This is a genomic window from Pseudomonas abietaniphila (genome assembly GCF_900100795.1).
GTDB lineage: Bacteria > Pseudomonadota > Gammaproteobacteria > Pseudomonadales > Pseudomonadaceae > Aquipseudomonas > Aquipseudomonas abietaniphila.
This window is the reverse complement of record NZ_FNCO01000001.1, coordinates 335,742-360,073: the sequence shown is the minus strand read 5'-3', so window position 1 is coordinate 360,073 and position 24,332 is coordinate 335,742. Positions and strand designations below refer to the sequence as shown.

Sequence of the window (24,332 nt, the reverse complement as noted above, 5' to 3'; positions counted from 1 at the left end):
CACAGGAATGATTGTCAAAAAGCCAGCACAGGAATGAGCGATGCGTGATCGGGGGCTGCTCTGGAAAGACTGACTCAAGAAGAGCTGGAGGCCGAAATCATTCGTCTCCACACCGCGTTGGACACGACGGCACAACGCGAAGAGCGATTCCGGACCATTCTGGAAACGATCGAGGCCGCGTTCGCCATCGTTCAGGTCAAGTACGACGCTGACGATCGCCCCATCGATTACCGCTTCGTCGAGGCCAACCCGGCCTTTGAAAGGCAGGCCGGGGTCAACCTTCGAGGCAAATGGGTCACCGAATTTGCGCCTGATCTGGAGGACTTCTGGTTCCAGACTTACGGCCACGTTGCCAAGACCGGTGAACCCGCCAATTTCGAGAATTACGCCAGTCACTTCGAACGCTGGTTCGACGTGAAAGCCATTCAGGTCGGCAACCCGGCGGACCGGCAGATCGCGATCTTCTTCAGTGACGTCACCGAGCGGCGGGCCGCGCAAGAGCGTCTTCGGATCAGCGAGGCGCTTGCGCGGGAAAACGTCGAGCGTGTGCAACTGGCCCTCGCGGCCGGCGCAATCATTGGCACCTGGCACTGGGATCTGCCCACTGATCGTTTCACCGTGGACAAGGCCTTCGCCCAGGCGTTTGGCCTGGACCCGGCATTGGGCCGCGAAGGTCTGAGCCTTGAGCAGGTGATCGCCACTGTTCACCCCGAGGACAGAGACCCTCTGAAAACCGCCATCACCGAGGCGATCGGTCGCGGCGGTGCATACGCTCACCAATACCGGGTTCGGCGTGCTGACGGTCGTTATTACTGGATTGAAGCCAACGGCCGCGTTGAGCACGCTGACGACGGCACCCCGCTGCGTTTTCCCGGCGTGCTGATCGACGTGGAAGAACGTCGCTCCGTCGAGCGCGAACGCGACCGGGCCACCGCCGCGCTGCGCGCCCTCAATGAAACGCTTGAACAACGCGTCGTCGAACGCACCGCCGACCTGATGCAGGCGGAAGAAAAACTGCGTCAGTCGCAGAAAATGGAAGCAGTGGGTCAGCTGACCGGCGGCATTGCCCACGACTTCAATAACCTGCTGGCCGGTATCTCCGGCTCTCTCGAGTTGATCAACCAACGGATCGACCAAGGCCGGCTGGAAGAAGTCGACAAGTACATGCACGCCGCGCAAGCCGCGACCCGCCGTGCCGCCGCACTCACTCACCGACTGCTCGCCTTCTCGCGCCGCCAGACGCTCGACCCCCGGCCGACCGACGTGAACACGCTCATGGTCGGCATCACCGAAATGGTCCAACGCACGGTCGGCCCCGGGATTTCTGTCGAGACCGTGGGTGCGCCCGCTCTGTGGCCAACGCTGGTCGACGCCGGGCAACTGGAAAATGCGCTCTTGAACCTGTGCATCAATGCCCGGGATGCCATGCCTGAAGGCGGAAGCATCACGATAAAGACGGCGAATAAGCGAATCAAAGGTGAATTCGCCGCTGCACTCGATCTGCCTGCAGGCGAGTACGTGTCCCTGTCGGTCACCGACACGGGCACCGGCATGTCGCCGGACATCATCGCCAAGGCGTTCGACCCCTTCTTCACCACCAAACCCATTGGCCAGGGCACCGGCCTGGGTTTGTCCATGATCTACGGGTTCGCAAAACAGTCAGGCGGGCAGGTCCGCGCCTACTCGACCGTCGGCGAAGGCACTACCATGTGCATCTACCTGCCTCGCTACGAGGGCGAGGCTGTCACCGACGACCTCGACACCCGCCATTTGCATGGCCCTTGCGCCGCTGCCAGCGAAACCATTCTGGTGGTCGATGACGAACCCACGGTGCGCATGTTGCTCACCGACGTTCTGGCAGAGCTCGGTTATACCGTGATAGAGGCGCCAGACAGCGCCGCCGGATTGAGGATTTTGCAGTCCGATGCGCACATCGACCTGTTGATTACCGACGTCGGCTTGCCGGGGGGCATGAACGGGCGGCAGATGGCCGATGCCGGACGAGAAACCCGACCGGATCTCAAAACGCTGTTCATCACCGGCTACGCCGAGACCGCTGCGATCGGCAACGACCCGCTCGGCGTGGGCATGTGGGTGCTGACCAAACCGTTCGGGGTCGATGCACTCACGTCTCGCGTACGGGAGCTGATGAGCAGTCAGGCTTAGCCCGCAAGGTCCATGACCATTTCATGCCACGCCATCCCGCCGTGCTCGGACGGTGATGGCTGAACATAGCGATAGCCCATGCGCGTGTACAAGGGTACGTGTTGCGCCTTGCACATCAGGTGGAGGGTCTGCTTGTTCGAGTCCTTCATGCGTTGCACGAACTCGCGCATCAGCAGTGTCGAGTAGCCTTTGCCTTGCGAGGCGGGTTCGACCACCACCGACATGATCACTACGTTCGGCGCATCGGCCGAATGCCCCACCAGTTCCTTGAAGTCTTCATCCGACATCACGACCTCGTGGGCACACCCGCTATTGATGAAACCGACCATGTGCCCGGCCTCTTCCAGGATCAAAAAACCTTGCGGGTACTGGTCGATCCTCGTGGCGATCTTTTCCAGCGTGGCGGCTTCGTCACCCTCGTAGGCACTGGACTCAATCTCGAAGCAGCGCGGGGCGTCCGCGGCGGTGGGGAGGCGAAAGCTAAGGGTGGACATGGGTGTTCCTGGCTCCTGAAACGTTGAACGGCATTGTGCAATTGCGCTCACGCTAACGAAGACGCCACACGGATACAACCGCCGTGCAGATGACGACCCACGTGATGCCATAACGAAAAAGGTGAACGGCTCACTTCTGTCGAAATGAACCGTTCACCTTTTCGCTTGCACCGGTTTGCGCAACAGGCGCGCTGTTACAGGTCGGTGATTTCTTTATGACGCGGCACCAGAGCCTTCATCACGGTCCAGGCCACCAGGTAGGCCAACGCACAGATGGCAAACATGATCATGTAGCCGGTGTGAATGTCGTTGATCGATTTGTAGTAGTCGAACACCCAACCGCCGATCTTGGTCATGACCACGCCACCGAAACCACCGGCCATGCCGCCGATGCCCACGACCGAGGCAATGGTTTTCTGCGGGAACATGGCAGACACGGTGGTGAAGATGTTGCACGACCAGGCCTGGTGCGCCGAAGCGCCGATGCCGATCAACAGCACCGGTACCCAGAAACTGATGTAGCCCAATGGCTGCGCGAGCAGCACCAGCAGCGGGAACAGCGCAATCACGAACATGGCTTTCATGCGGCCGTCGTAGGGCTTGTCGCCACGGGCCATGAAGTAGCTGGGGAACCAGCCGCCACCGATGCTGCCGAACATGGTCATGCTGTACAGCACGAACAGCGGGATCACAATGGCCTGGCCTTTCATGCCGTACTGCGCCGACAAGTAGGTCGGCAGCCAGAACAGGAAGAACCACCACACACCGTCCGTCATGAACTTGCCGAACGCAAAGGCCCAGGTCTGGCGATAGGTCAGCAGCTTGAACCACGACACTTTTTTCTCGCCAACGCTCGACGCAGGCCGGGCAGCAGCGTCGGCGGTCTCATCACTGCGGATATAGGCCAGCTCTTCTGCGGTCAGGCGCTTCTGCTGCTCAGGCTTCTCGTACAGCGCCATCCAGACCGCCAGCCAGACAAAGCCCAGCAAGCCAATCACGATGAAGGCCCACTCCCAACCCCAGACGCTGGCAATCAGCGGCACACAGATGGGCGCGGTGATCGCACCGACGTTGGCGCCGGAGTTGAAGATACCGGTCGCAAACGAACGCTCTTTCTTGGGGAAGTATTCAGCGGTCGCCTTGATTGCGATCGGAAAGTTACCGGCTTCGCCGATCGCCAACACCGCGCGCGACAGCATGAAGCCCGCGATCGACACCGGAATGACTGCCAGGCCTAACGCCCCGCACACAGAGGCGATGCCCTCCCCCAGCGGCACCGAAAACGCGTGCATGACCGCGCCGGTCGACCAGATGCCGATCGCCACGATGTAAGCAGTTTTGGTACCGATTTTGTCGACCACGCGACCGGCAAAGATCATGGCGATCGCGTAGACGAACTGGAACACCGAGGCGATGTTGGCGTAGTCGGTGTTGGTCCAGCCAAATTGCGTCGAGAGATCCGGTGCCAGCAGGCTGAGCACCTGACGATCCAGGTAGTTGACGGTGGTAGCGAAAAAAAGCAGCGCACAGATCGTCCAGCGGTATTTGCCGACGGCCTTACTGATGACGGCAGACTGACTGACGCTTTGCGGATGAGTGGACTCGTTCAGGTTCATGGCATCACTTTATTGTTTGGATTCGGGTGATGATCTCTCGACAGTATCGTGAGAGCGCACGCGTACGGACTTCAGGCGTTGTGGCCTGATTCAAGACGTGTGAAGTGGACTAAGAGGTGGTAGGCGGGACGTTGACGTCTGCCGAGGACACGCGACGAACTGCCGGGATCGAGTCGTTGGGTGCAGCATGGAGCGAGATGAGTGAGCAAGTCGATTTCATGAGGGAGGCCGACACTGTTTTTTATAGTTGGGCGTGATCAGTATTGATCATCTGTCGTCGTACAACGATCCTTATATCGAGTCCATGCTCTTGCTGTCAATCGGGAAAAACGGCGAGACTCAGGCGGCATGTTCCCGGCTAAAACTCCACGAAGCCTAAAAACAGGGCGAGATACGGCGAGGCCTGATGCCCACGTGATCTCCGTCCCACCCTGTCCGATGAATACCGTTGTATGACAACGGGTGATGAAGCCGCCTATTTGACGACCTGAATACCCGAGATCCCGACCACCTCCGCCTGCTCCAGGATTTGCTCGGGGGTGGCGTCCGCGTTGGGCATGATGAGGCTGTTTTCACTGTCGCCAAAGTGCAGTTGCAGCAGGTGCATCGCGGCTTCATGGACGGCTAGCTCAGGTTGCTTGAGCTCGAACCGGTGGCTGCGAGGTTCGTCGTTGATCAGGTAGTGGACCGTGTAGGTGTGCATATCGGGCTCTCGTGTCGGGATGATCAGGAAATGTCGTGACGCTGGTTATCCTGACTTATCAGTCAATTTTTAGTTCAAGTGTCGGACCATCGCGCCGCTGACCGGAAGCGCAGAAAGACTGGATTCGACTGACATTGAGCGCCGTTCGCCCGACACAGGGCAAAACCTTGGCGGTCATGCAGGTGTGCGGTGGTTCGCAGTCGTTCAACGTGGTGAACCAGCTCCGCGTACTGGGCCGCTGGATGCGCACGCCACGCTTCGCAGCTACTGCCCGATCAGCGCCTGCGCGGTGGCCGCCAGCTGACTGCCGACCTGCTCTTTCAGCGCGTCGATGAAGCAGGTGATTTTGGCGTCCACGTACTGCCGGGAGGTGTAGACGGCATACACGTTGCGCTCAAGGGTGTGGTACTCGGGCAATACGCGCACCAGTTTCCCCGAGCGCAAATCGTCTATCGCCGAAAATCCCGCGAGCAAACCTATGCCTGCGCCTGCACGGACCGCAACCGCCATGGCGTCCATATCATTCACGCTGAAACTCGGCCCCGTCGGTACAAAGGTGGCGGTGCCAGCGCTGCTCTTGAGTTGCCACTCATCCCGTGCGTAATCCACCGTGCCCAACAACAGGCACGCGTGCTGGCTGAGATCTTCCGGCACCACGGGCGCCGGGTGTTTTGCCAGGTACGCCGGGGACGCCACCAGCACGCAATGGCTGACCCCGATCGTGCGGCTCACGTAGGCGGAGTCCGGCAGCGTTCGCGCAATCAGGATCGAGACATCCAGCTGATCCTCCAGCAGATTCGGCATCCGCTGAGACAGCAACAGATCAACGGTGACTTCCGGAAACGCCTGGCGGTACTCAAGCACCGCGTTTGTCACCAGGTGGCGCGCCAGACCAGGAACGCAATGCACCCGCAGCGTGCCTTTGGGCGTCAACAGCGCGTTGCTCGCTTCAGCTTCCGCGTTCTCAAGGTCAGCCAGGATTTTGGTGCAGCGCTCATAAAACCGCCGGCCCGCATCGGTGACTGACAGCCGCCGGGTCGATCGCTGCAGCAAGCGGGCATCGAGCAGGGTCTCGAGCGCAGAAACGGCCCGGGACACGTTGCCAACGGTGGAATCGAGGTGATTGGCCACGGCGGTGAAACTGCCCATTTCCACGACCTTTACGTACACCGACATATTAGAAAATTTATCCATCCCTACCGTCCTTCCCGGTCTGAACTACCGCTCGCGTTGTGGAAATGCCCGGCCATCATGGCTGCCTGCAGCGGCGGGCGCAATCGGTCGCTGGCCGCCGATATTTCCTCTGCACACAACAATGATTCCCTCCCCACAGGCTCAATCAAACAGGGCGTCCTCCATAGACTCGGTTGCACAGGCCAGCGGCACCCGCCGCGCTGAATGGCCACTGACCCGATTTCTGATAACCCTATGAAGGCCCACACTATGAATACCCCCTACGACTCGCTCTATCTTTTCATCGGCGGTGAATGGATCGGTACTGAAGGACGCGACACCGCGGTGGTCGTGAACCCCGCGACAGAAACGGAACTGGGACGCGTGCCGCTCGCCACCGCGAGTGACCTTGATCGCGCGCTGAACATCGCGCAGGCGAGCTTTGACGTATGGCGTCGCACGGTGCCGGATCAGCGCGCCAGGATCCTCAAACGTGCAGCCGATCTGATTCTGGAACGGGCACCGCACATCGCGGCACAGATGACCCTGGAAGAAGGCAAGCCGCTCGGCGAAGCCCTGGATGAGGTCACACGCGCCGCTGAGTATTTCGAGTGGTTCGCCGAAAGCGCACGGCGCATCGACGGCCGTGTCGTGCCGGCCAATCGCCCGGGCGTTCTGCAACTGGTGAAACGTCAACCCATTGGGCCGGTCGCTGCCTTCACGCCCTGGAATTTCCCGGCCATCACCCCGGCCCGCAAATTGTCCGCCGCCCTGGCCGCCGGTTGCAGCGTCATCCTCAAGCCTGGCGAAGAGAGCCCCTCAACGGCGCTGGCCCTGGCCCGTGCCCTTGACGACGCGGGGCTGCCGAAAGGCGTGTTGCAGATCGTGTTCGGCGTGCCCGATCAGGTTTCCAGCCACCTGATCGCATCGCCGATTATCCGCAAGGTCACGTTCACCGGCTCCGTGCCGATCGGTCGGCTGCTTTCTGCCCGAGCTGCAGAGGGCGTCAAACCCATCACGCTGGAACTGGGAGGCCATGGGCCGGTGCTGGTGTTCGAAGATGCGGACGTTGAAAAAGCCGCCGTTGAAGGCGTTGCAAACCGCTTTCGTGGTACTGGTCAGGTCTGCATCTCGTCCACGCGCTTTCTCATTCAGCGCGGTGCTTATCAGACGTTCGTCGAGCGCTTCGTCACTGCCACCCAGGCGCTGCGAATCGGCAATGGCCTGCAACCGGAGACCCAGGTCGGGCCGCTCGCCAACCCACGGCAACTGGCGAAAATGGAAGAGCTGGTCGCTGACGCAGTGGCCAAAGGCGCCACCCTGTTGGCGGGCGGCAAACGTCTGTCGGGCCAGGGTTTCTTCTTCGAGCCCACGGTTTTGGCCGATGTGCCCATGACCGCGCGCGTCATGCATGAAGAGCCCTTCGGCCCTATCGCGATCCTGATGCCATTCGACGAAATGGCCGACGGGCTGCAAGAAGCCAACCGCTTGCCGTACGGGTTGTCGGCCTACGCGTTCACCACCAGCGCACGCACGGCCATCGACGTCGCCGACGGCCTGGAGGCGGGAATGATCGGCATCAATCAATACCGCATCGTCGCCACTGAACTGCCCTTTGGTGGCCTGAAGGAAAGCGGCCATGGCTCGGAAGGCGGAGTCGAAGGCATTGAGCACTACCTCACCCACAAATTCATCAGCCAGGTGTAAGGACGCGATCATGTCGAACATCAATTTCAGCAGCCCTCGTGAAGCGGCCAGAGCCTTCACCCCCACCCTCTCGCAGTTCGTCGACATCACACTGTACCCAGTGATCTGGAGCGATCCGGCACTCTCCCAACGTGACCGCAGCCTGATCACGGTCGCTGCGCTGATTGCCGGTGGTCATGTTGAAGAGTTACCTGCGCATCTGCGGCGAGCAGTGACCAATGGCGTCACCCGTGAGGAGCTGTCGGCCTCAATCACGCACCTGGCGTTCTACGCGGGCTTTCCCGCCGCCATCACAGCCTCGGCCATCGCCAACGCCACCCTCAACGAATCGGAGCAACAGCCATGAAAGCCATCATCATCCATGAGTTTGGCGACGCCGACGTGCTCAAGCTGAGCGACGCAGCCACGCCCGAAGTGCGCCCGAACGACCTCTTGGTGCGCGTCTATGCGGCCGGCGTCAACCGCGCCGACCTGACCCACCGCACCGGCGGTTACGGGCACCCCGACTTCGGCGACTCGCCGATCATCGGCCTGGAAATCGCCGGCGAGGTGATCGGAAAAGGCAGCGCCGTCGAAGGCTTCGAGGTGGGCGCACGGGTGATGGGCGTCGTGGGCGGCGGCGCCTATGCCGAGCTGGCACGTATCGACTACCGCATGGCGATGCCGATTCCGGCCCAGCTGGATTACGTTCACGCGGCGGCGATTCCCGAGGTGTTCGTCACCGCGCATGAGGCGATGATCCACCTGGCGCGGCTCACGTCGGGTGACTCCGTGCTGATTCATGCCGCGGCAGGCGGCGTGGGCTCCGCCGCCGTGCAGTTGGCGTACGCCACCGGCGCTACCGTGTATGCGACCACGGACGGCAGCAAGTTGTCGCGCGTCGAGCACCTCGGCGCCGATGTCGCGATTGACTACAAGACGCAGGATTTCGCCGACGTCATCGCCCGGAAGACGGACGGCCAGGGTGTGGATGTGATTATCGACTTCGTCGGCAAACCTTACTTCGAACGCAACATCGCCTCCCTCGCCAAAGGCGGCCGACTGATCCAGGTCGGTATCCTCGGTGGCGGCGGCAGCGTGAACGTGACGCTGGAGCAGATTCTGTATCGCCACCTGCAAATCATCGGCACGGTCATGAAGTCCCGCACCCAACCGCAAAAGCACGCGATGATCAAACGCTTCCGTGACCACTGGCTCGAGCGGTTTGAAGGCGCAGGCAGCCTGGAACCCGTGGTCGACAGCACATTCCCGTTGTCGCGTGCCGCCGATGCCCATCGTCGGATGGAGTCTTCGGAAAACGTCGGCAAGATCATCTTGACGATGCAACCTGAGGACTTGATCGAGGGCTGACGGTTCATAGCCCGGCCTTGAACACAGGCGCCCTCTGATCGGAGGGCGCCTTGCTCTGGCGTCAAAGCGCCCCTCACTCACTATCGAACAAGCAGGTTGATCCTGATTACGGATTCAACCCATCCCGTTGCTGTGCATTCCAAAGCTCCAGGTTTGACTTCACAAGGACCTCAGGCAGAGGGCTCGACACGATTTTCTGCATCTCGTCGGTTATCCGGGCTTGCAGTGCGGGGTGGATGCAATCTGCATTGGGCGACAGCGCCAGATAAAGGCCCTCGCTGCTGATCGGCGGTTCAAGGGCTTCTACCGCCGCTTCAACGCCCAGCTTTTTAGCCAGGGCCATGCCGGGGTATTGCTCGAACAACACGAAGTCATTGCGTTTGAGGATGAGCTTCTGGAACGCCTGACTGGCCGTAGGCACCGCCTCGAGCGAAAGGTGGGCCTTCGCGTAATCATCGAACGCCTGACCGAAACTGTTGTTGACCAGCGTTCCCCCGTTGCGTCCGATCAGATCGGACCATTGGTGATAGGGGAAGGCTTCGTGTTTCCTCACCCAGACCATGCTGGGCGTAAACAGGAAAGGCGGCTTCACAAAGTTCAACGCCTGCTCACGCTCCGTGGTGAGAAAATACCCCGCCAACATGTCGATGCGCCCCGCCCTCACCTCCTCCTGCGCACGCGACCAGGGCCCTGCGTAAATGACATCGATCTGCAGGCCTAACGCGTTGCCCAACTGCTTGATCAGGTCGGCATTGGCGCCGATGAGTCGACGCGGGTTGTGGGGGTCTCGCCACAGGTAGGGAGGGTATTCCGCATTGCCGGTTGCGGTGAGGTGATCGCATGCGGTCTCACTCAGCGCAACACCGGGCATCACCAGCAGCAAGGCGGTTACGGACATGCACCTGCACACACGACGGTCGATCATATTCAACCCCTGATGAAAACCCCGCGTATGAGCAGTATGCTCCTCATCGCCTGACGCCTGCCGTTAAAAGGGCGATGGCTCAGGCAGGAACACGCAACGATCCTTGATGCCGCCTGCACACCCGTGAAGAGGGGGCGGTTCACAGGCGTGTGTCGGTTTCAGGTTAGAGGTCATACAGTGCTCTGGTTCCATTGACTGCATGAAACAATAGACCGAATCCAGGAATCAGCATCCGTTTAATCAGGCGTTGCGAAGCGTGAAAAGCGCTCGTGGTTTCGTTCCCGCTCAGGAGAAGGTTCGATCATCGAACTCACAACGGCGACAGCAGGTCGACCGCGCACCGTCGCCTTCTCGTCTGGCGGCTTCAGTCGGTACTGCGCTGGTGATGACTCGCCACAAACTGCCGAAAGCGCTCGGTGGGCAGCCCTTCAAACAGTTCATCCGGCGTGCCCTGTGCGTCGATCAGGCCCTGCGCCATGAACACCACCCGGTTCGAGACGTGGCGGGCGAAGCCCATTTCGTGGGTCACCACCAACATGGTCCTGCCCTCTTCGGCCAGCGAGCGCATGACGCGCAGCACCTCGCCGACCAGTTCCGGGTCCAGCGCGGAGGTCGGTTCGTCAAAAAGCATGACTTGCGGGTTCATGGCCAGCGCGCGGGCGATGGCGACACGTTGTTGCTGCCCGCCGGAAAGGTGCGCCGGGTAGTAGTCACGTCGGTCGTACAGGCCGACCTTGTGCAGCAATTGCTCGGCTTCTTCCACGCACTCGGCGCGCGAGCGTTTCAGCACGCGCATCGGCCCTTCGATGATGTTCTGCAGCACGGTCATGTGCGACCAGAGGTTGAAGCTCTGGAACACCATGCCAAGCTTGCTGCGCATCGCTTCAACCTGGCGAGTGTTGCTGGGCTGAAGGCGTCCGTTGGCGTGCTGCTTCATTTCGATGACTTCGCCGTCCAGCACGATGCGGCCCTGGTCAGGGGACTCCAGCAGGTTGATGCAGCGCAGAAAGGTACTTTTACCTGATCCGCTGGCGCCAAGAATGGAGATGACATCACCCTTGTGCGCCTCCAGCGATATCCCTTTGAGCACCTCCACCGAGCCGAACGATTTGCAGATGTTGGTGACCGACAAAGCAGCCGCGACGTGTTGATTCATGATGAGCTCCGCTGCGATCAAAGGGACGAAGGGGTTTCAGGGACCGGTTCGGCCGCCCGCTGTGTAGGACGCTCGCGCAGGTGCGGCGAGAGTTGGTACTCGACCCACGCCATGGCCCGAACGATCAGGAAATTGAGCACCAGGTAAATCAGCGCGGCACAGAGGAAGACCTCCATCGTGCGGTAGGTGCGCTGAATGATTTGCTGGGCAATGCCGGTCACGTCCCACACGGTCACCAGGCTGGCAATGGCCGTGGATTTGACCATCAGCACCGCTTCGGTCGAATAGGACGGCAGCGCCTGGCGCAAGGTGACGGGGCCTATCACGCGCCACAGCAAGGTCCAGCGGCTCATGCCGACCGCAAGTCCGGCTTCGATCTGGCCCTGGGGAACGCTCTGGATACCGCCCCGAATGATTTCAGCCGTATAGCCCGCAGTACACATGGCCAGGGCGACCACGGCGCAGCCGTAGGGGGAACGCAGGATTTCCCACATGAAACTGCTGCGGATCGCACTGAACTGGCCCAGGCCGTAGTAAATCAGGAACATCTGGATCAACAGCGGAGTGCCGCGAAACAGCCAGATGTACATACGAGCCGGGTAGCTGAGAATCGGCCAGCGGCTGACGCGCATGGCCGCCACGCCCAGCGCGAGCAGCAAGCCAAGCGACAGGCTGGAAAAGAACAGACTCAAGGTGGTGGGCAACGCCGCCAATAGTTTGAGCATCGTGTCACTGAGAAAGGCAAAGTCGATCATGAGTGTTTCCCCGTCTCAGGAATGTGGCGTGCGGCGCTGCGTGCGCAACACCCGGTTTTCGGCGATGTTGAACAGGCGACCGGACAAGCCGGTAAGGATCAAGTAACAGGCACCACCGACGATATAGAACGTGAAGTACTGGCGCGTGGAACCGGCCGCCACCTGACTGGCGCGCATCAATTCGACGAGGCCAATCACGGAAATCAGCGCCGAGTCTTTGAGGGTCATCTGCCAGACATTGCCCAGACCCGGTAATGCGTAACGCCAGACTTGCGGAATCAGCACCCGCCTGACGCGCATGTGCCAGGTCATGCCGATCGCCAACGCGGCTTCAAGCTCGCCCTTGGCGACGGCCAGGTAAGCACCGCGGTACACCTCGGCCTGATACGAGCCGGAAATCAACCCGACCGCGAGTGCGCCCACCAGAAACGGTGGCGTGTCGACGAACCCTTCGCCACCAAACCAGTGATTGATGGCGCCCAGAACGCTGGCACCGCCGAAGTAAAACAGGTAGATCACCAGCAGCTCGGGAATCCCCCGGAACAGGATCGAATAGGCGTCGCCGGCGTAACGAAACAGACGGCGCTTCGAGAGTTTTGCCGCCGCCACCGTGCTTCCGGCAATGGCCCCCACCACCAGCGCTGACAGGGTCAGCAACACGGTCATGCCGGCCGCTTTCAAGAGGGCCGCGCCCCATCCGTTGTTTCCGAAACTGAGCAGCTGTAAGAGATCCATAGCGTTATTCCTGCAACGAACGGCGAAACGTCTGGTGCCTGAAGACACCGCCCAACTCATACATACTTGTCTTTACAAGCATATGCAATTTGATTGCCACATCCTTCCGTAGGCTGGAACAAGGACATGGCAAGCCCTCTGGTTAGGCGGTCAGATGCTCATAAGGTTTAACGGGATGCAGGAGAAAGATCGCGAGCAAAAGGGGTTGGGTGACCGCAGGACGCCTCACGCTGGGGCGGGGAGAAACATCGGGCCCCAGCAAAGTGCGTCGACCTGTAACAACCCGTGGCAACGTTCGGGTCAGGGTGTAGCCAGCAATGCGATGAAGCTTTGCACGTTCGGGCGCTTGCGTTTTTCCGCCGGTACAAACGCGCAATAAGGGTGCCCTAGCGGGAGCGATCGGGCGGACAAGACGATCAAGCGTCCCGCCGCCAGATCGGGCTGAGCGATGAGCTTCTGCCCTAATGCGATGCCGCAACCGAGTTTCGCCAAGGTGATCGACAGGCTGGACAGCCCGGAGCGACGCCCCAACGCAGGATCCGGCGAGGCCTGTCCGACCTCACTGGCGTACCAGTCACTCCAGGTCGGGTGCGAGGCGTAACTCGGCCCCCACTGCGTATGAATGAACAGGCTTTCGTGGATACGCGTCAGGTCGAAATCGCTGTTACCGTGGCGATACCACAACTCCGGTGCGCACAGCGGCACCACCTGATCGTGTACCAGAGGGATCGCTTCCAGCGACGGGTAATGGTAGTCGCCGTAGCTGACACGAATGTCGACGTCATGGCGGGCAAGGTCAACAGGGTCATCTTCGACCCGCACGTCCACCGAGAGCTGCGGATAGCTTTCCAGCAAGACCGCCAGCTTCGGCGCCAGCCAGACCTCGGCCAGCGAGAACGGCACGCTGATGATCAACCGGGTGCGCATCTCGCCTTCCAGCAGGCGTACGGTCATGGCGGCGATGTCATCCAGCGCGCGGGATGTCTGCGGAAAAATCGCCAGCCCCGCGTCCGTCAACGAAAGCCGGTTGCCGCTGCGCACGAACAGCTTCTTGCCGAAGTAGTCTTCCAGGTGACGGACCTGTTGGCTGACCGCAGCGGCTGAAACGCCCAGCTCTTTCCCGGCCGCGACAAAGCTTGCCAACCGCGCAGCAACTTCAAATGTTCTCACGGCATTTAGCGGCGGCAGTCGTTTCATTGAAGCGCTTCCCTAAGTTTTCCTGGGGGGAGGCTAACAATTTTTGCCGTTGTTGCGAAGATTTTCACAGGTTAGGTTTAAGCCACACCTAACGGAGGGCCGACATGAACACCGTCATCAATCTTCAACGCTATCCGCTGGACCGCCCAGGCAGTGAGGAATGGATCGCCCTGGTCCACCACGCTCGCGCAGCGCTGGCCCGCGACGGCATGTTCAGCCTTGAAGGCTTCATACAGGACGACAACGTGCGTGCCGCCGCGCAACAGATCCAGCCGACCATGGACGCTGAATCCCACACCCACAAGCGCTCGCACAACATTTATTTCAAACCTGAAATCCCTCAACTGGCCGCCGATCATCCTGCGTTGAAGAAGGTCGAAACCGTCAGCCATACGCTGTGCGCAGACCAGCTCAAGAACAGCCTCGTCACCGACGTGTATGAATACCCGCCGCTGGTGGCGTTCCTCAGCGCGGTCATGGATAAACCGGCGTTGTACGTCATGGCCGACCCATTGGCACGGGTCAACGTGATGAGTTATCGCGAAGGCGAAACGCTGAACTGGCACTTCGATCGCTCTGAATTTACCACCACGCTGATGCTCCAATCACCCGAAGCAGGTGGCGAGTTCGAGTACCGCACCGACTTGCGCACAGCGGATGATCCCAACTATGACGGCGTGGCCGATCTGTTGAACGGTCGCGACCCCGACGTGAAGACATTGCGACTCAGGGCTGGCACTCTCAATGTCTTTCGTGGGAAAAATACCGCGCACCGCGTCACCCCCGTGCGTGGCCACCGCGAGCGGATGGTGGCGGTGTTCTCCTACTACGAAAAACCCGGCGTGATGTTTACGCCTGAAGAACAAACGGGCTTCTACGGACGTGCGTCTCACTCGACGACTGAAGACACAGCGGCATAATAAAAATGACTGTTTCGCGGCTTTTGATCTAGCTTGACCCTGCCAGTCTTATTTCCAATTAGATGGGGAAACACATGGGCCACACCTACCACGTCACTAAAAAAATCCTCGCGTGTGCGGCTTTAGGCAGCAGCCTGGTCTTCGGCAGCACCGCCTTCGCAAAGGACTGGACCTCGGTCCGGGTTGCGACCGAAGGGGCTTACGAGCCTTGGAACATCACCCTTCCGAACGGCGAAATTTCCGGCTTCGAGCCGGAGCTGCTCAAAGATGTCTGTGCCCGGATCAAGCTGGAGTGCAAGCTGCAGGCCCAAGACTGGGACGGCATGATCGCAGGCCTCAATGCCGGCAAGTTCGACGTGCTGATGGACGCCATCGTGATCACCCCTGAACGCGAAGCGGTGATTGCGTTCTCCAAACCTTACGCCAATACCCAAGCGGTTTTCGCCAGCGCCGACCCCAAGCTGATCGCCAGCATGCCGAGCAATGAAATCATCAAACTCAGCGGTGACGAGAATGCCGACAAGGCCGCGATCGACAAGATGAAAGCGCTGGTGAAAGGCAAGACCCTGGGCATTCAGTCCGGTACGGCCTACACCGAGTTCGTCGAGAAGAACTTCCGCGACATCGCGACCATTCGTGAGTACAAGAAATCCGGCGAGCACATGCTGGACCTGAACGCTGGCCGCATCGACTTCGCGTTCGATGACGTGACCTTCTTCACGTCGGCACTGGACAACCCGGATAACAAGGGCGTGCAAATGATCGGCCCGAAAATCGGCGGCACCATCTGGGGCCCGGGTGAAGCCTTGGGCTTCCGTAAGGCCGATAACGACCTGCGCGAGAAATTCAACGGCGCGCTGACGGCCGCGCTGGAAGACGGCACCGTCAAGCGCCTTTCGGAGAAGTGGTTCAAGGCTGACATCCGCCCTTGATGCGCCCCGCGTAAACGCGTCAAAAGCCACTGCCTTGGGCGGTGGCTTTTTTGTTTTTGCTGCCTGCGCCCTGCCCCGCAACGAAAAATACCGGCCGGCGCTGAATTATTTCGTGTCTTCTTGTATCTGATCGGAAATAACGTGCCACCAAAACGCTTTCATCGACTTCACGCGCGACACCTGTGTCCCGAGGCGACGTCGACAACCGCGTTTTGCAGCAACACCGATCCGCAAGAGAGTGATTCGCATGAAATCAGGCAAGAAAAAAGTCAGCCCGATCGGGTTGAACGACATCACCATCGTTGACGACGCGAAGATGCGCAAGGCGATCACCGCCGCTGCCCTGGGTAACGCCATGGAATGGTTCGACTTCGGCGTGTACGGCTTCGTCGCTTATGTGCTCGGCAAGGTGTTTTTCCCCGGTGCCGACCCCAGCGTGCAGATGATCGCGGCACTGGCGACCTTCTCCGTGCCCTTCCTGATTCGCCCGCTGGGTGGCTTGTTCTTCGGCGCGCTGGGCGACAAGTACGGTCGCCAGAAAGTGTTGGCGGCGACGATCGTGATCATGTCCCTGAGCACCACCGCCATCGGCTTGATCCCGTCCTATGACTCGATCGGCATCTGGGCACCCATCCTGCTGTTGCTGGCGAAGATGGCCCAAGGTTTCTCGGTCGGGGGCGAATACACCGGTGCCTCGATTTTCGTCGCCGAATACGCCCCGGACCGCAAACGCGGCTTCCTCGGCAGTTGGCTCGATTTCGGCTCCATTGCCGGCTTTGTGCTCGGCGCCGGCATCGTGGTGATGATTTCTGCGGTCATTGGCGAAGACCAGTTCCAGGCGTGGGGCTGGCGCCTGCCGTTCTTCCTCGCACTGCCATTGGGCATGCTTGGCTTGTACCTGCGTAATGCCCTTGAGGAAACACCTGCGTTCCAGCAGCACGTCGAGAAACTCGAACAGGGCGACCGTGAAGGCCTGTCGGGTGGCCCGAAGGTGTCGTTCAAAGAGGTGGCGACCAAGCACTGGCGCAGCCTGATCACCTGCATCGGCATCGTGGTGGCGACCAACGTCACCTACTACATGCTGCTCACCTACATGCCGAGTTACCTGTCGCACAACCTGCATTACAGCGAAAACCGTGGCGTGCTGATCATCATCGCGATCATGGTCGGGATGCTGTTCGTCCAGCCGCTAATCGGCTTCATCAGCGACAAGATCGGCCGTCGGCCGTTCATCATCGTCGGCAGCATTGCGCTGTTCCTGCTGGCGATTCCGGCGTTCATGCTGATCATCAGCGGCAAGATCGGGCTGATTTTCGCCGGGTTGCTGATCCTCGCCGTGGTGCTCAACTTCTTTATCGGCGTCATGGCGTCCACGCTTCCTGCGATGTTCCCGACGCACATTCGCTACAGCGCACTGGCCGGCGCCTTCAACGTCTCAGTGCTGATCGCCGGCCTGACGCCGACTCTCGCCGCGTGGCTGGTGGAAACCACCAACAACCTGTACATGCCGGCGTATTACCTGATGGTGGTTGCAGCGATTGGTCTGGCCACTGGCCTGACGATGAAAGAGACCGCGAACAAACCATTGCGCGGCGCGGCGCCTGCCGCCTCCAACATCGAAGAAGCCAAGGAGTTGCTGGAAGACCTCCACGACAACATCGAACAGAAAATCGAAGACATCGACGCCCAGATCGCCGAGCTCGAAGCCAAGCGCAAGGAGCTGGTGCAGCAGCATCCCCGCATCGACTGAACACGCGCGGACGCTGATTGAGTGTGTGGTCGATTGCGTTGAACAGCCGCCTCGCTTACGGTGTTGAACCGTAACCCGGTGCCTGTTCATGCATCGACCCACCCTTGCTTGGAAGCAATCCATCATGCCCCTGCACATTGAAACGCCACTGATTGAATCCCGTCCGATGAGCGCCATTGCCAAGCGCACAATTAACCTGAAGCTCGATGCGCTTCAGCCCTGCGGCTCCTTCAAACTGCGGGGCGTGGGGCACGCCTGCGAGGTTCATCATTCCCGTGGCGCGAAACGCTTCATCTCTTCTTCAGGTGGAAATGCCGGGCTGGCCGTGGCCTATGCCGGGCGCGTTCTGGGCGCGGCAGTGACGGTCGTCGTCCCGGAAACCACCACAGACCGGGCCAGGGAGCTGCTCATTCTTGAAGGCGCGGACGTCATCGTTCACGGTCGCTCCTGGCAAGAGGCCAACGAACTGGCCCATACGCTGATCGCGCCAGGAGACGCGTTCATTCATCCCTTCGACGACCCGCTGTTGTGGACCGGCCACGCCAGCATGATCGACGAGGCCGCCAAAACAACGCGCAAACCCGGGGCCGTGGTGTTGTCAGTCGGTGGTGGCGGATTGCTGTGCGGCGTGATCGAAGGCCTGCAACGCAACGGCTGGGATGATGTGCCGGTGATCGCGGTGGAAACCGAAGGCGCCGCGTCTTTCCGCGCCGCCACGTTGGCGGATGCGCCCGTGGAAATAGACGCCATCACCTCCGTCGCCACGTCGCTGGGCGCCAAACGCGTGTGCAGCCAGTCTGTCGCCTATCTCAAGACCCATCGGATCGAAAGCGTCGTGGTCAGCGACAAAGACGCCTTGGACGCCTGCGAACGCTTTCTCACCGATCACCGAATCCTGGTCGAGCCTGCCTGTGGCGCGGCACTGTCTTTAGGGTATTCCCCGCCCCTGCTGACGGGGTACGACAACGTGTTGATGGTGGTCTGCGGCGGCGCCACCGCCACGCTTGAGCAGATCAGGGCGTGGCGACAGGCACTCTGACGAAGCGGTTTGTCTCTTCAACCTGGAGTGAAACGTCTCGATACCGCCTGCCTTCACACGGCCTCGGCTGGCAGAAGCCCCGCGTTTTGATAGCTGTCGATCAACTCGTCGAAAATCGAAATGTCTGCGCGGCTGCGGGCCATGAGTTGAGCACCGGAGACCGCTGAGAAGACGGCGCGGGCGCGCTTTTCGGCATGCTCCGGTAGCACCTGCTTCGCCGCGACCAGCGCTTTTCCCAGCCAGGCCACGTTCACCTCGGCGAAGGCCTGAACTTCTGTTTTTACGGCGTCCGGCAGGTCGTCGTATTCAGCCGACATGAAGCTGCACAGACACAGCCGATTGCCGCACTCCAGGGATCTGCGAAAGATCCACGGGTATCGGCGCAGTGCGCTTTCCGCATCGTCGGTTTCTGCCAGCAGCTCATCCAGATCCCGTGCGGTGTCTTCCCAGTAGCGACGCGCCACGGCTGCGCCGAGGTCGGCCTTGCTGGGGAAGTGATGGTAAATGCTCGCCGCCTTGATGCCGACCTCCGCCGCCACGTCGCGGAAATTCAGGCCGCCATAACCGTGGGCCTGAGCGGCTTGCCGAGCCGCCGCCAGGATCGACTCCTTCGCATTCGTGCTCATGTAAACACCTCATGTTCGTCAATGGCGACAAGCCTACCATTTGTTAGGTAGGGCTTGACAGTCCCTTTTTAAAGCTCTAGCTTTTCCCCTACCAATTGGCAGGTAGAGAAACACTTCTGTCGATTCACAGGCATCAATCCCCTTTCCCATCAGGCAGGAAAAACCACATGAGCCACGAATTGTTTTTCTCCGACGCAACCCGTTTGGCCGAGTTGATTCGCACCCGGGAGGTTTCACCGGTTGAAGTGATGCAAGCCCACCTTGACCGCATTGAAGCGGTCGATCCCCAGGTCAATGCGATCGTGACCGTGGTGGATGACGCGCTCGAGGCCGCGAAAGCCGCCGAGCGAGCGGTGTTGAAGGGCGAACCGCTGGGCGTGCTGCACGGCGTCCCGTTCACCGCCAAGGATTCCATCGACACCGCCGGCGTACTGACTCAGCGTGGTTCGCCCATTTTCAAAGGTCGCCAGCCAGACACCGACGCCACCAGCGTGGCGCGCATGAAGCAGGCCGGCGCCATCTTGCTGGCCAAAACCAACCTTCCCGAATTTTCCTACTGGATCGAAAGCGACAACCTGCTCTCCGGTCGTTCGAACAACCCTTGGGACCTGGAACGCACACCAGGAGGTTCGAGCGGCGGTGAATCAGCGGCAATCGCCGCCGGGATGTCGCCCATCGGCCTGGGCACCGACCTTGCGATTTCCGTAAGGGGCCCGGCAGCACAAACAGGGATCACGTCGATGAAAGCAACCCACGGTCGCGTGCCCATGACCGGCATCTGGCCTCGCGTGCCCCGCCGCTTCTGGCACGTCGGCCCGATGGCCCGGTCGGTTCGGGACATCGCCCTCGCCTTCTCGCAACTGGCCGGGCCGGACGGACGGGACGCCTTTGCGACCAGCACCGTCGGGTTCGACGCAGGCATCGGTCGCCAGCCTTATTGCCCGCTGCGGGTGGGCTGGATGACGGGGCCAGGTTTCGGCCCGGTCGATCCCGAAGTCGTCGCCACCGTCCGGGCCGCCGCCGAGGCGTTGAAAGACATCGGCATGGAGGTCGAACACGTGGGTATCCCTGCACTGGAGCGTGACTTTGCCCTCGATGTGTTCAACAAGCTGCACGTGATGGAGATGAAATCCGCGTTCGCCGAAGCCACCGCCGGACGCAGAGAGGACGAGCTCTACACGATGGCGAAGACCATGCGCTCGTTGCCCGACACCTCGATGAAGGACTTCATCGAGGCCGAGCAAGCCGCCGAACGGCTGCGCGACGGTTACGCCGAATACTTCGCGCAATACGACGCCTTGATAACTCATGTACTGCCGATACCGGCACACCGGCATGGGGTCGAACAGTTCATCATCGACGGCCAGACCGTGGACGCCACCTACCTGCAGGGCGCGACCGTACCGCTCAACGTGACCGGGTTGCCGGGTGTGTCGATGCGGTTCGGGACGAGCAAGGAAGGACTGCCGATCAACGTGCAGATTGTGGGTGCGTGGCAGGCTGAGTCGACGATCCTGCACATCGCTTCATTGCTCGAAAGCATCAGCAAAGTGCGCACGCTTCGTCCCGCGCTGTAACACCTGCCGCAGCAGAGCATCAAGCGGCGAGCGTTGACCCGCTCGACGCCATGCTCTACGGACAATGACGAGACTGGCCGGACGCTTCACATTAGCGTCCGGCCTTTTACGCTGCCCTCAGCCGGCGTAGACCGGGTAATCCGTGAGGCCCGCTTCGGCGCCGCCGTAAAGGGTGGCGGGGTTAACAGGATTGAGCGGCCAGCCATTGACGATGCGGGCGGGCAGGTCCGGGTTGGCAATGAACGGACGGCCGAAGGCGATCAAGTCAGCCAGACCTGCCTCGACCAGCCGTGCGCCCCGCTCCGCCGTGTAACGGCCCGCGTAAATGATCCGGCCACTGAAAGTGTTCCGCACGTCACGGCGAAAGGTTTCCGGCAGGTCGGGGGCATTCTCCCAATCGGCTTCGGCGATGGAGACGTAGGTGACACCCGCGTTTTCCAGCACCTTGACCGCTTCGATGTACGTCTGGTGCGGGTCCTTTTCCACCATGCCGATGTACACCCGATCCTGATCGGTGGTGGTGAACAAGGGGGTGAACCGCACGCCCAGACGGTCAGGACCGATGGCCTGAGAAACCGCTGCGACGATTTCACGAAGGAAGCGCAGACGGTTCTCAAGCGAGCCGCCGTATTCATCATCCCGCTGGTTGGCGTGCTCGGAGATGAACTGATTCACCAGATACCCGTTGGCCGCATGGATCTCGACACCGTCGAAGCCTGCTGCAATGGCATTGCTCGCAGCAGTGGCGTACAGGCGGACCAACTCTTTGATTTCAGCCACGGTCACTGCGCGAGGCATCGACGGCGCCACCAGTTCACCGGTTCCGGCGCCGGTTTCGATGAAGGCCTTGGAGCTGGTGGTCTGAATTGCCGACGGCGCGATGGGCGCGCTGCCATCAGGCTGCAGGGCGTGGTGGGACACCCGGCCAACGTGCCAGAGCTGCGCGAAGATCACACCGCCTTCGGCGTGCACCGCATCCGTCACTTTGCGCCAGCCGTCAATCTGTTCTGGGGTGTAGATGCCCGGCGTCCAGGCGTACCCCTGACCGCGCGGCTCGATCTGCGTGCCTTCACTGACCATGAAGCCTGCCGACGCCCGCTGGCCGTAATACGTGGCCATCAAGTCAGAGGCAACATCGCCGGGCTGCGCACTGCGCTGACGGGTCAATGGCGGGAACACAATGCGGTTCTTGAGGGTCAGGCCACCCAGTGTTACAGCAGAAAACAGTGATTCATGTTGCATAGGTTCAACTCCGGATAATCAGGGAAAAAGGCTGAGCGTGCGGCCCCCGAACCCAGGGGCCGCGCGTCACTCACTTCTTGATCAGAATGGTTTTAGGGTTGGTGAACAGCAGCCGGCCTTCATGACCGCCTTCGGTGCCGACACCCGACTGTTTGTGCCCACCGAACGGGATGTCCACGCCTTGGGTGTGCATCTCGTTCACCCAGACCATGCCGGTCTCCAGACGGTTGGCAACCGCCACTGCTGCCCGTGTGTCGCGCCCCCAGACCGAGCCACCCAAGCCGTAGGGGCTGTCGTTGGCGCGCTCGATGACATCGTCCACGTCGTCATAAACGATGATGGGAACGATCGGGCCGAATTGCTCTTCCTGGACAATTTTTGAGTCTTCAGGCGGGTTATCGACCACCGTGACCGGGATGAAGTAACCCGCACGGTTTTCGTCCACTTCGCCACCCAGCACGATGCGCTGACCGTTGGCCTTGATGTCGTCCAGGAACTCGCGGACCTTGTCGAATTGCATCTTGTTCTGCACCGGGCCGACGGTGACCTCAGGATCCAGGCCATCGCCCAGCTTCTGTTGCCCGGCGTATTCCACGAAGGCCGACACAAATGCTTCGTGGTGCGAGCGATGGACGTACAGGCGTTTGATCCCCACACACCATTGCCCCGAGTTACCAATGGCGCCCCAGAAGAGTTGTGGGATCACCGACTTCCAGTCGGCATCGGGCAGGACGATGGCAGCGTCGTTGCCGCCCATTTCCAGGGTCAGGCGCTTGACGGTCCCGGCTGCCGAACGGATGACGTGTTTGCCGGTTTCGGTCGAGCCGGTGAAGCTGATCTTGGCGATGTCCGGATGCGCGGTCATTTGCGGACCCAGTTCATTGCCACCCGACACCACCGACAGCACGCCAGCCGGCAGGACGGACTGTGCAATCTGACCAAAGCGCAGGGTGGTCAGCGGGGTGAACGGCGAAGGCTTGATGACCATCGTATTGCCGGTGAGCAACGCCGGTGCGACTTTCCACAGGGCCAACAGCACCGGGAAGTTCCACGGCGTGATGGCACCGACAACGCCCAGCGGTGTGTGGTGCAGTTCGACGGTATGGCTGTCGTTGTCTTCCAGAACCTCGACCGGGATGCGGCGAGCGGCGATCTGACGAATCCACGAAATCGCCTGATCGACTTCCGGCTCCGCCATCGTTTTGAGGGGCTTGCCTTGCTCAAGGGTCAAGAGCACCGCCAGCTCGTCACGATGTGCCTGAAGCGCATCGGCGTACGCCACCAGATAATGCTCACGCTCGTCATAGCTCAGCGCCGACCAGGTCTTGAAAGCAGACTTGGCCGCCGCCACCGCGTCATCCAGTTGTTGAGGCGAGCCCGACGGTGCCTTGGCAAGGACCTGGCCGGTGGCCGGGTTCATGACATCGAACGAGGCCGTGGCGTCGACCAGTTTGCCGGCGATGCTGAGGTAGTACGGCCCTTCGAACAAAGAAGTTGCTGCTTGTTTTGCGGACACAGTCGTCATGTTCCTACTCTCCAGATTCAATGATTTGTAAACGTTCGTGACGTCGAAAAGTGCAACTAAACAGCTTGTTTTTTGGGCAACAGATCCCGAGAGATCAACTGACGCTTGATCCCGTTAAAAGTCGTTAATAGCGGTTACCCGGGGTGTTTCAATACGGCGCGAGTCATGACACTGGCGTCGACGAAGGGGCTGGCGCTGCGCGTAATCTTGGCCATCACGCTGGCGCCCAACCACAGCGAGTAGAGCCGAAATGCCGTGCGCTCTGCTCCCTCACTCACCGTGACCGATCGCTCTTCAAGACCGCGGGCTATCGACGCTGCCAGGGCAGCAATGATCCTCGCCGTGCCGCGTTCCAGGGCCAGCCTCATGGGCTCTGACAGGTCGGCAACCTCGGCGCCAAGCTTCACGGCCAGGCAGTTTCCCGACTCGGTCTCGCTCGTCTGGTTGTCGATCCACTGTTGCCAGTACAGGTCCAGTTTTTGGTATTCGGATAATCCCGTTCTGCTGAAAATCCTTGTCACGTCATCCATGTAGGTTTCAAAGTAACCGTCCAGCAGCGCCACTCCGAAAACGTCCTTTGAACCAAAGTAGTTATAGAAAGAACCTTTGGGCACCTGTGCAGCCTGAAGCACTTCGTTAAGACCGACGGCGGAGAATCCTTTCCTGCCGATGATTAACTTCGCGACATCGAGAATGTGCTGTCGGGCATGTTTACGTTCAGTGACGGTCATCGTCTTCGCCTCT

At 60.5% G+C, this 24,332-nt stretch carries 22 protein-coding genes and 1 pseudogene; 10 read left to right on the top strand and 13 right to left on the bottom strand.

Annotated elements, in window-relative coordinates; genetic code table 11:
* Window positions 1–60: 60 nt before the first annotated feature.
* On the top strand, window positions 61–2,166 hold the full coding sequence (locus tag BLS87_RS01440; RefSeq protein WP_074749620.1) for an ATP-binding protein: 2,106 nt from the start codon (window positions 61–63) through the stop codon (window positions 2,164–2,166).
* On the opposite strand, the gene BLS87_RS01435 is transcribed toward BLS87_RS01440, so the two are convergent.
* From BLS87_RS01435 to BLS87_RS01425, 3 genes are all read right to left on the bottom strand, one after another.
* Entirely contained in the window at window positions 2,163–2,660 is a 498-nt protein-coding gene (locus BLS87_RS01435) for a GNAT family N-acetyltransferase (RefSeq protein WP_074749619.1), read from the bottom strand. The two genes, BLS87_RS01440 and BLS87_RS01435, sit on opposite strands and share 4 nt — an antisense overlap.
* Before the next feature lie 194 nt (window positions 2,661–2,854).
* On the bottom strand, window positions 2,855–4,276 hold the full coding sequence (locus BLS87_RS01430) for an MFS transporter (RefSeq protein ID WP_074749618.1): 1,422 nt from the start codon (window positions 4,274–4,276) through the stop codon (window positions 2,855–2,857).
* A gap of 475 nt (window positions 4,277–4,751) precedes the next feature.
* Window positions 4,752–4,979, bottom strand: coding sequence for a hypothetical protein (locus BLS87_RS01425; protein ID WP_074749617.1), 228 nt, complete (start codon window positions 4,977–4,979; stop codon window positions 4,752–4,754).
* A gap of 104 nt (window positions 4,980–5,083) precedes the next feature.
* Between BLS87_RS01425 and BLS87_RS33550 the strand changes: the two are divergent.
* Window positions 5,084–5,227, top strand: a pseudogene (locus tag BLS87_RS33550) (arsenical resistance protein ArsH); the annotation flags it as partial.
* A gap of 16 nt (window positions 5,228–5,243) precedes the next feature.
* On the opposite strand, the gene BLS87_RS01415 reads toward BLS87_RS33550, so the two are convergent.
* Window positions 5,244–6,173, bottom strand: coding sequence for a LysR family transcriptional regulator (locus tag BLS87_RS01415; protein ID WP_074749615.1), 930 nt, complete (start codon window positions 6,171–6,173; stop codon window positions 5,244–5,246).
* Window positions 6,174–6,422: 249 nt separating this feature from the next.
* On the opposite strand from BLS87_RS01415, the gene BLS87_RS01410 reads away from it, so the two are divergent.
* From BLS87_RS01410 to BLS87_RS01400, 3 genes are read left to right on the top strand one after another with little or no spacing between them, the layout of a single operon-like run.
* Window positions 6,423–7,859: an NAD-dependent succinate-semialdehyde dehydrogenase gene (locus BLS87_RS01410; RefSeq protein WP_074749614.1), complete on the top strand. Its 1,437-nt coding sequence runs from the start codon at window positions 6,423–6,425 to the stop codon at window positions 7,857–7,859.
* A gap of 10 nt (window positions 7,860–7,869) precedes the next feature.
* Window positions 7,870–8,205, top strand: a complete 336-nt coding sequence (locus BLS87_RS01405; RefSeq protein ID WP_074749613.1) for a carboxymuconolactone decarboxylase family protein — start codon at window positions 7,870–7,872, stop codon at window positions 8,203–8,205.
* A complete protein-coding gene (locus tag BLS87_RS01400; protein WP_074749612.1) occupies window positions 8,202–9,209 on the top strand; it encodes an NAD(P)H-quinone oxidoreductase in 1,008 nt (335 codons plus the stop codon). Before BLS87_RS01405 ends, BLS87_RS01400 begins: the two co-directional genes overlap by 4 nt.
* Window positions 9,210–9,315: 106 nt before the next feature.
* Here BLS87_RS01400 and BLS87_RS01395 read toward each other — a convergent pair whose 3' ends face one another.
* From BLS87_RS01395 to BLS87_RS01375, 5 genes are all read right to left on the bottom strand, one after another.
* Window positions 9,316–10,134 (bottom strand): substrate-binding periplasmic protein, encoded by an 819-nt coding sequence (locus BLS87_RS01395; RefSeq protein WP_074749611.1) that lies wholly within the window; start codon window positions 10,132–10,134, stop codon window positions 9,316–9,318.
* A gap of 364 nt (window positions 10,135–10,498) precedes the next feature.
* A complete protein-coding gene (locus BLS87_RS01390) occupies window positions 10,499–11,290 on the bottom strand; it encodes an ABC transporter ATP-binding protein (RefSeq protein ID WP_074749610.1) in 792 nt (263 codons plus the stop codon).
* A gap of 17 nt (window positions 11,291–11,307) precedes the next feature.
* Window positions 11,308–12,045: an ABC transporter permease gene (locus BLS87_RS01385; protein ID WP_074749609.1), complete on the bottom strand. Its 738-nt coding sequence runs from the start codon at window positions 12,043–12,045 to the stop codon at window positions 11,308–11,310.
* 15 nt (window positions 12,046–12,060) lie between these two features.
* Window positions 12,061–12,780: an ABC transporter permease gene (locus BLS87_RS01380; RefSeq protein WP_074749608.1), complete on the bottom strand. Its 720-nt coding sequence runs from the start codon at window positions 12,778–12,780 to the stop codon at window positions 12,061–12,063.
* Between the two features lie 300 nt (window positions 12,781–13,080).
* Complete coding sequence (locus BLS87_RS01375; protein ID WP_074749607.1) at window positions 13,081–13,977, bottom strand: LysR substrate-binding domain-containing protein; 897 nt, start codon at window positions 13,975–13,977, stop codon at window positions 13,081–13,083.
* Window positions 13,978–14,081: 104 nt separating this feature from the next.
* On the opposite strand from BLS87_RS01375, the gene BLS87_RS01370 reads away from it, so the two are divergent.
* The 4 genes from BLS87_RS01370 to BLS87_RS01355 all read left to right on the top strand — a co-directional run bounded on the left by BLS87_RS01370 (window position 14,082) and on the right by BLS87_RS01355 (window position 18,618).
* Entirely contained in the window at window positions 14,082–14,897 is an 816-nt protein-coding gene (locus tag BLS87_RS01370) for a HalD/BesD family halogenase (protein WP_074749606.1), read from the top strand.
* 74 nt (window positions 14,898–14,971) lie between these two features.
* Entirely contained in the window at window positions 14,972–15,829 is an 858-nt protein-coding gene (locus BLS87_RS01365) for a transporter substrate-binding domain-containing protein (protein WP_074749605.1), read from the top strand.
* Between the two features lie 247 nt (window positions 15,830–16,076).
* The gene (proP, locus tag BLS87_RS01360) at window positions 16,077–17,579 is read left to right on the top strand and encodes a glycine betaine/L-proline transporter ProP (RefSeq protein WP_074749604.1); all 1,503 of its coding nucleotides are present in this window, start codon (window positions 16,077–16,079) and stop codon (window positions 17,577–17,579) included.
* Window positions 17,580–17,703: 124 nt separating this feature from the next.
* Window positions 17,704–18,618 carry a pyridoxal-phosphate dependent enzyme gene (locus BLS87_RS01355; RefSeq protein ID WP_074749603.1) on the top strand — a complete coding sequence of 305 codons (915 nt, stop codon included), beginning with the start codon at window positions 17,704–17,706 and terminating at the stop codon, window positions 18,616–18,618.
* 53 nt (window positions 18,619–18,671) lie between these two features.
* Here BLS87_RS01355 and BLS87_RS01350 read toward each other — a convergent pair whose 3' ends face one another.
* Entirely contained in the window at window positions 18,672–19,244 is a 573-nt protein-coding gene (locus BLS87_RS01350; RefSeq protein WP_074749602.1) for a TetR/AcrR family transcriptional regulator, read from the bottom strand.
* A 167-nt stretch (window positions 19,245–19,411) separates the two neighbouring features.
* Between BLS87_RS01350 and BLS87_RS01345 the strand changes: the two genes are divergently transcribed.
* Window positions 19,412–20,821, top strand: coding sequence for an amidase (locus tag BLS87_RS01345; protein ID WP_074749601.1), 1,410 nt, complete (start codon window positions 19,412–19,414; stop codon window positions 20,819–20,821).
* 117 nt (window positions 20,822–20,938) lie between these two features.
* Here BLS87_RS01345 and BLS87_RS01340 read toward each other — a convergent pair whose 3' ends face one another.
* The 3 genes from BLS87_RS01340 to BLS87_RS01330 form a co-directional block, all read right to left on the bottom strand.
* Window positions 20,939–22,063: an alkene reductase gene (locus BLS87_RS01340; protein WP_074749600.1), complete on the bottom strand. Its 1,125-nt coding sequence runs from the start codon at window positions 22,061–22,063 to the stop codon at window positions 20,939–20,941.
* A 70-nt stretch (window positions 22,064–22,133) separates the two neighbouring features.
* Window positions 22,134–23,588, bottom strand: a complete 1,455-nt coding sequence (locus tag BLS87_RS01335; RefSeq protein WP_074749599.1) for an aldehyde dehydrogenase family protein — start codon at window positions 23,586–23,588, stop codon at window positions 22,134–22,136.
* A 134-nt stretch (window positions 23,589–23,722) separates the two neighbouring features.
* Entirely contained in the window at window positions 23,723–24,319 is a 597-nt protein-coding gene (locus BLS87_RS01330; protein WP_074749598.1) for a TetR/AcrR family transcriptional regulator, read from the bottom strand.
* Window positions 24,320–24,332: the final 13 nt, after the last annotated feature.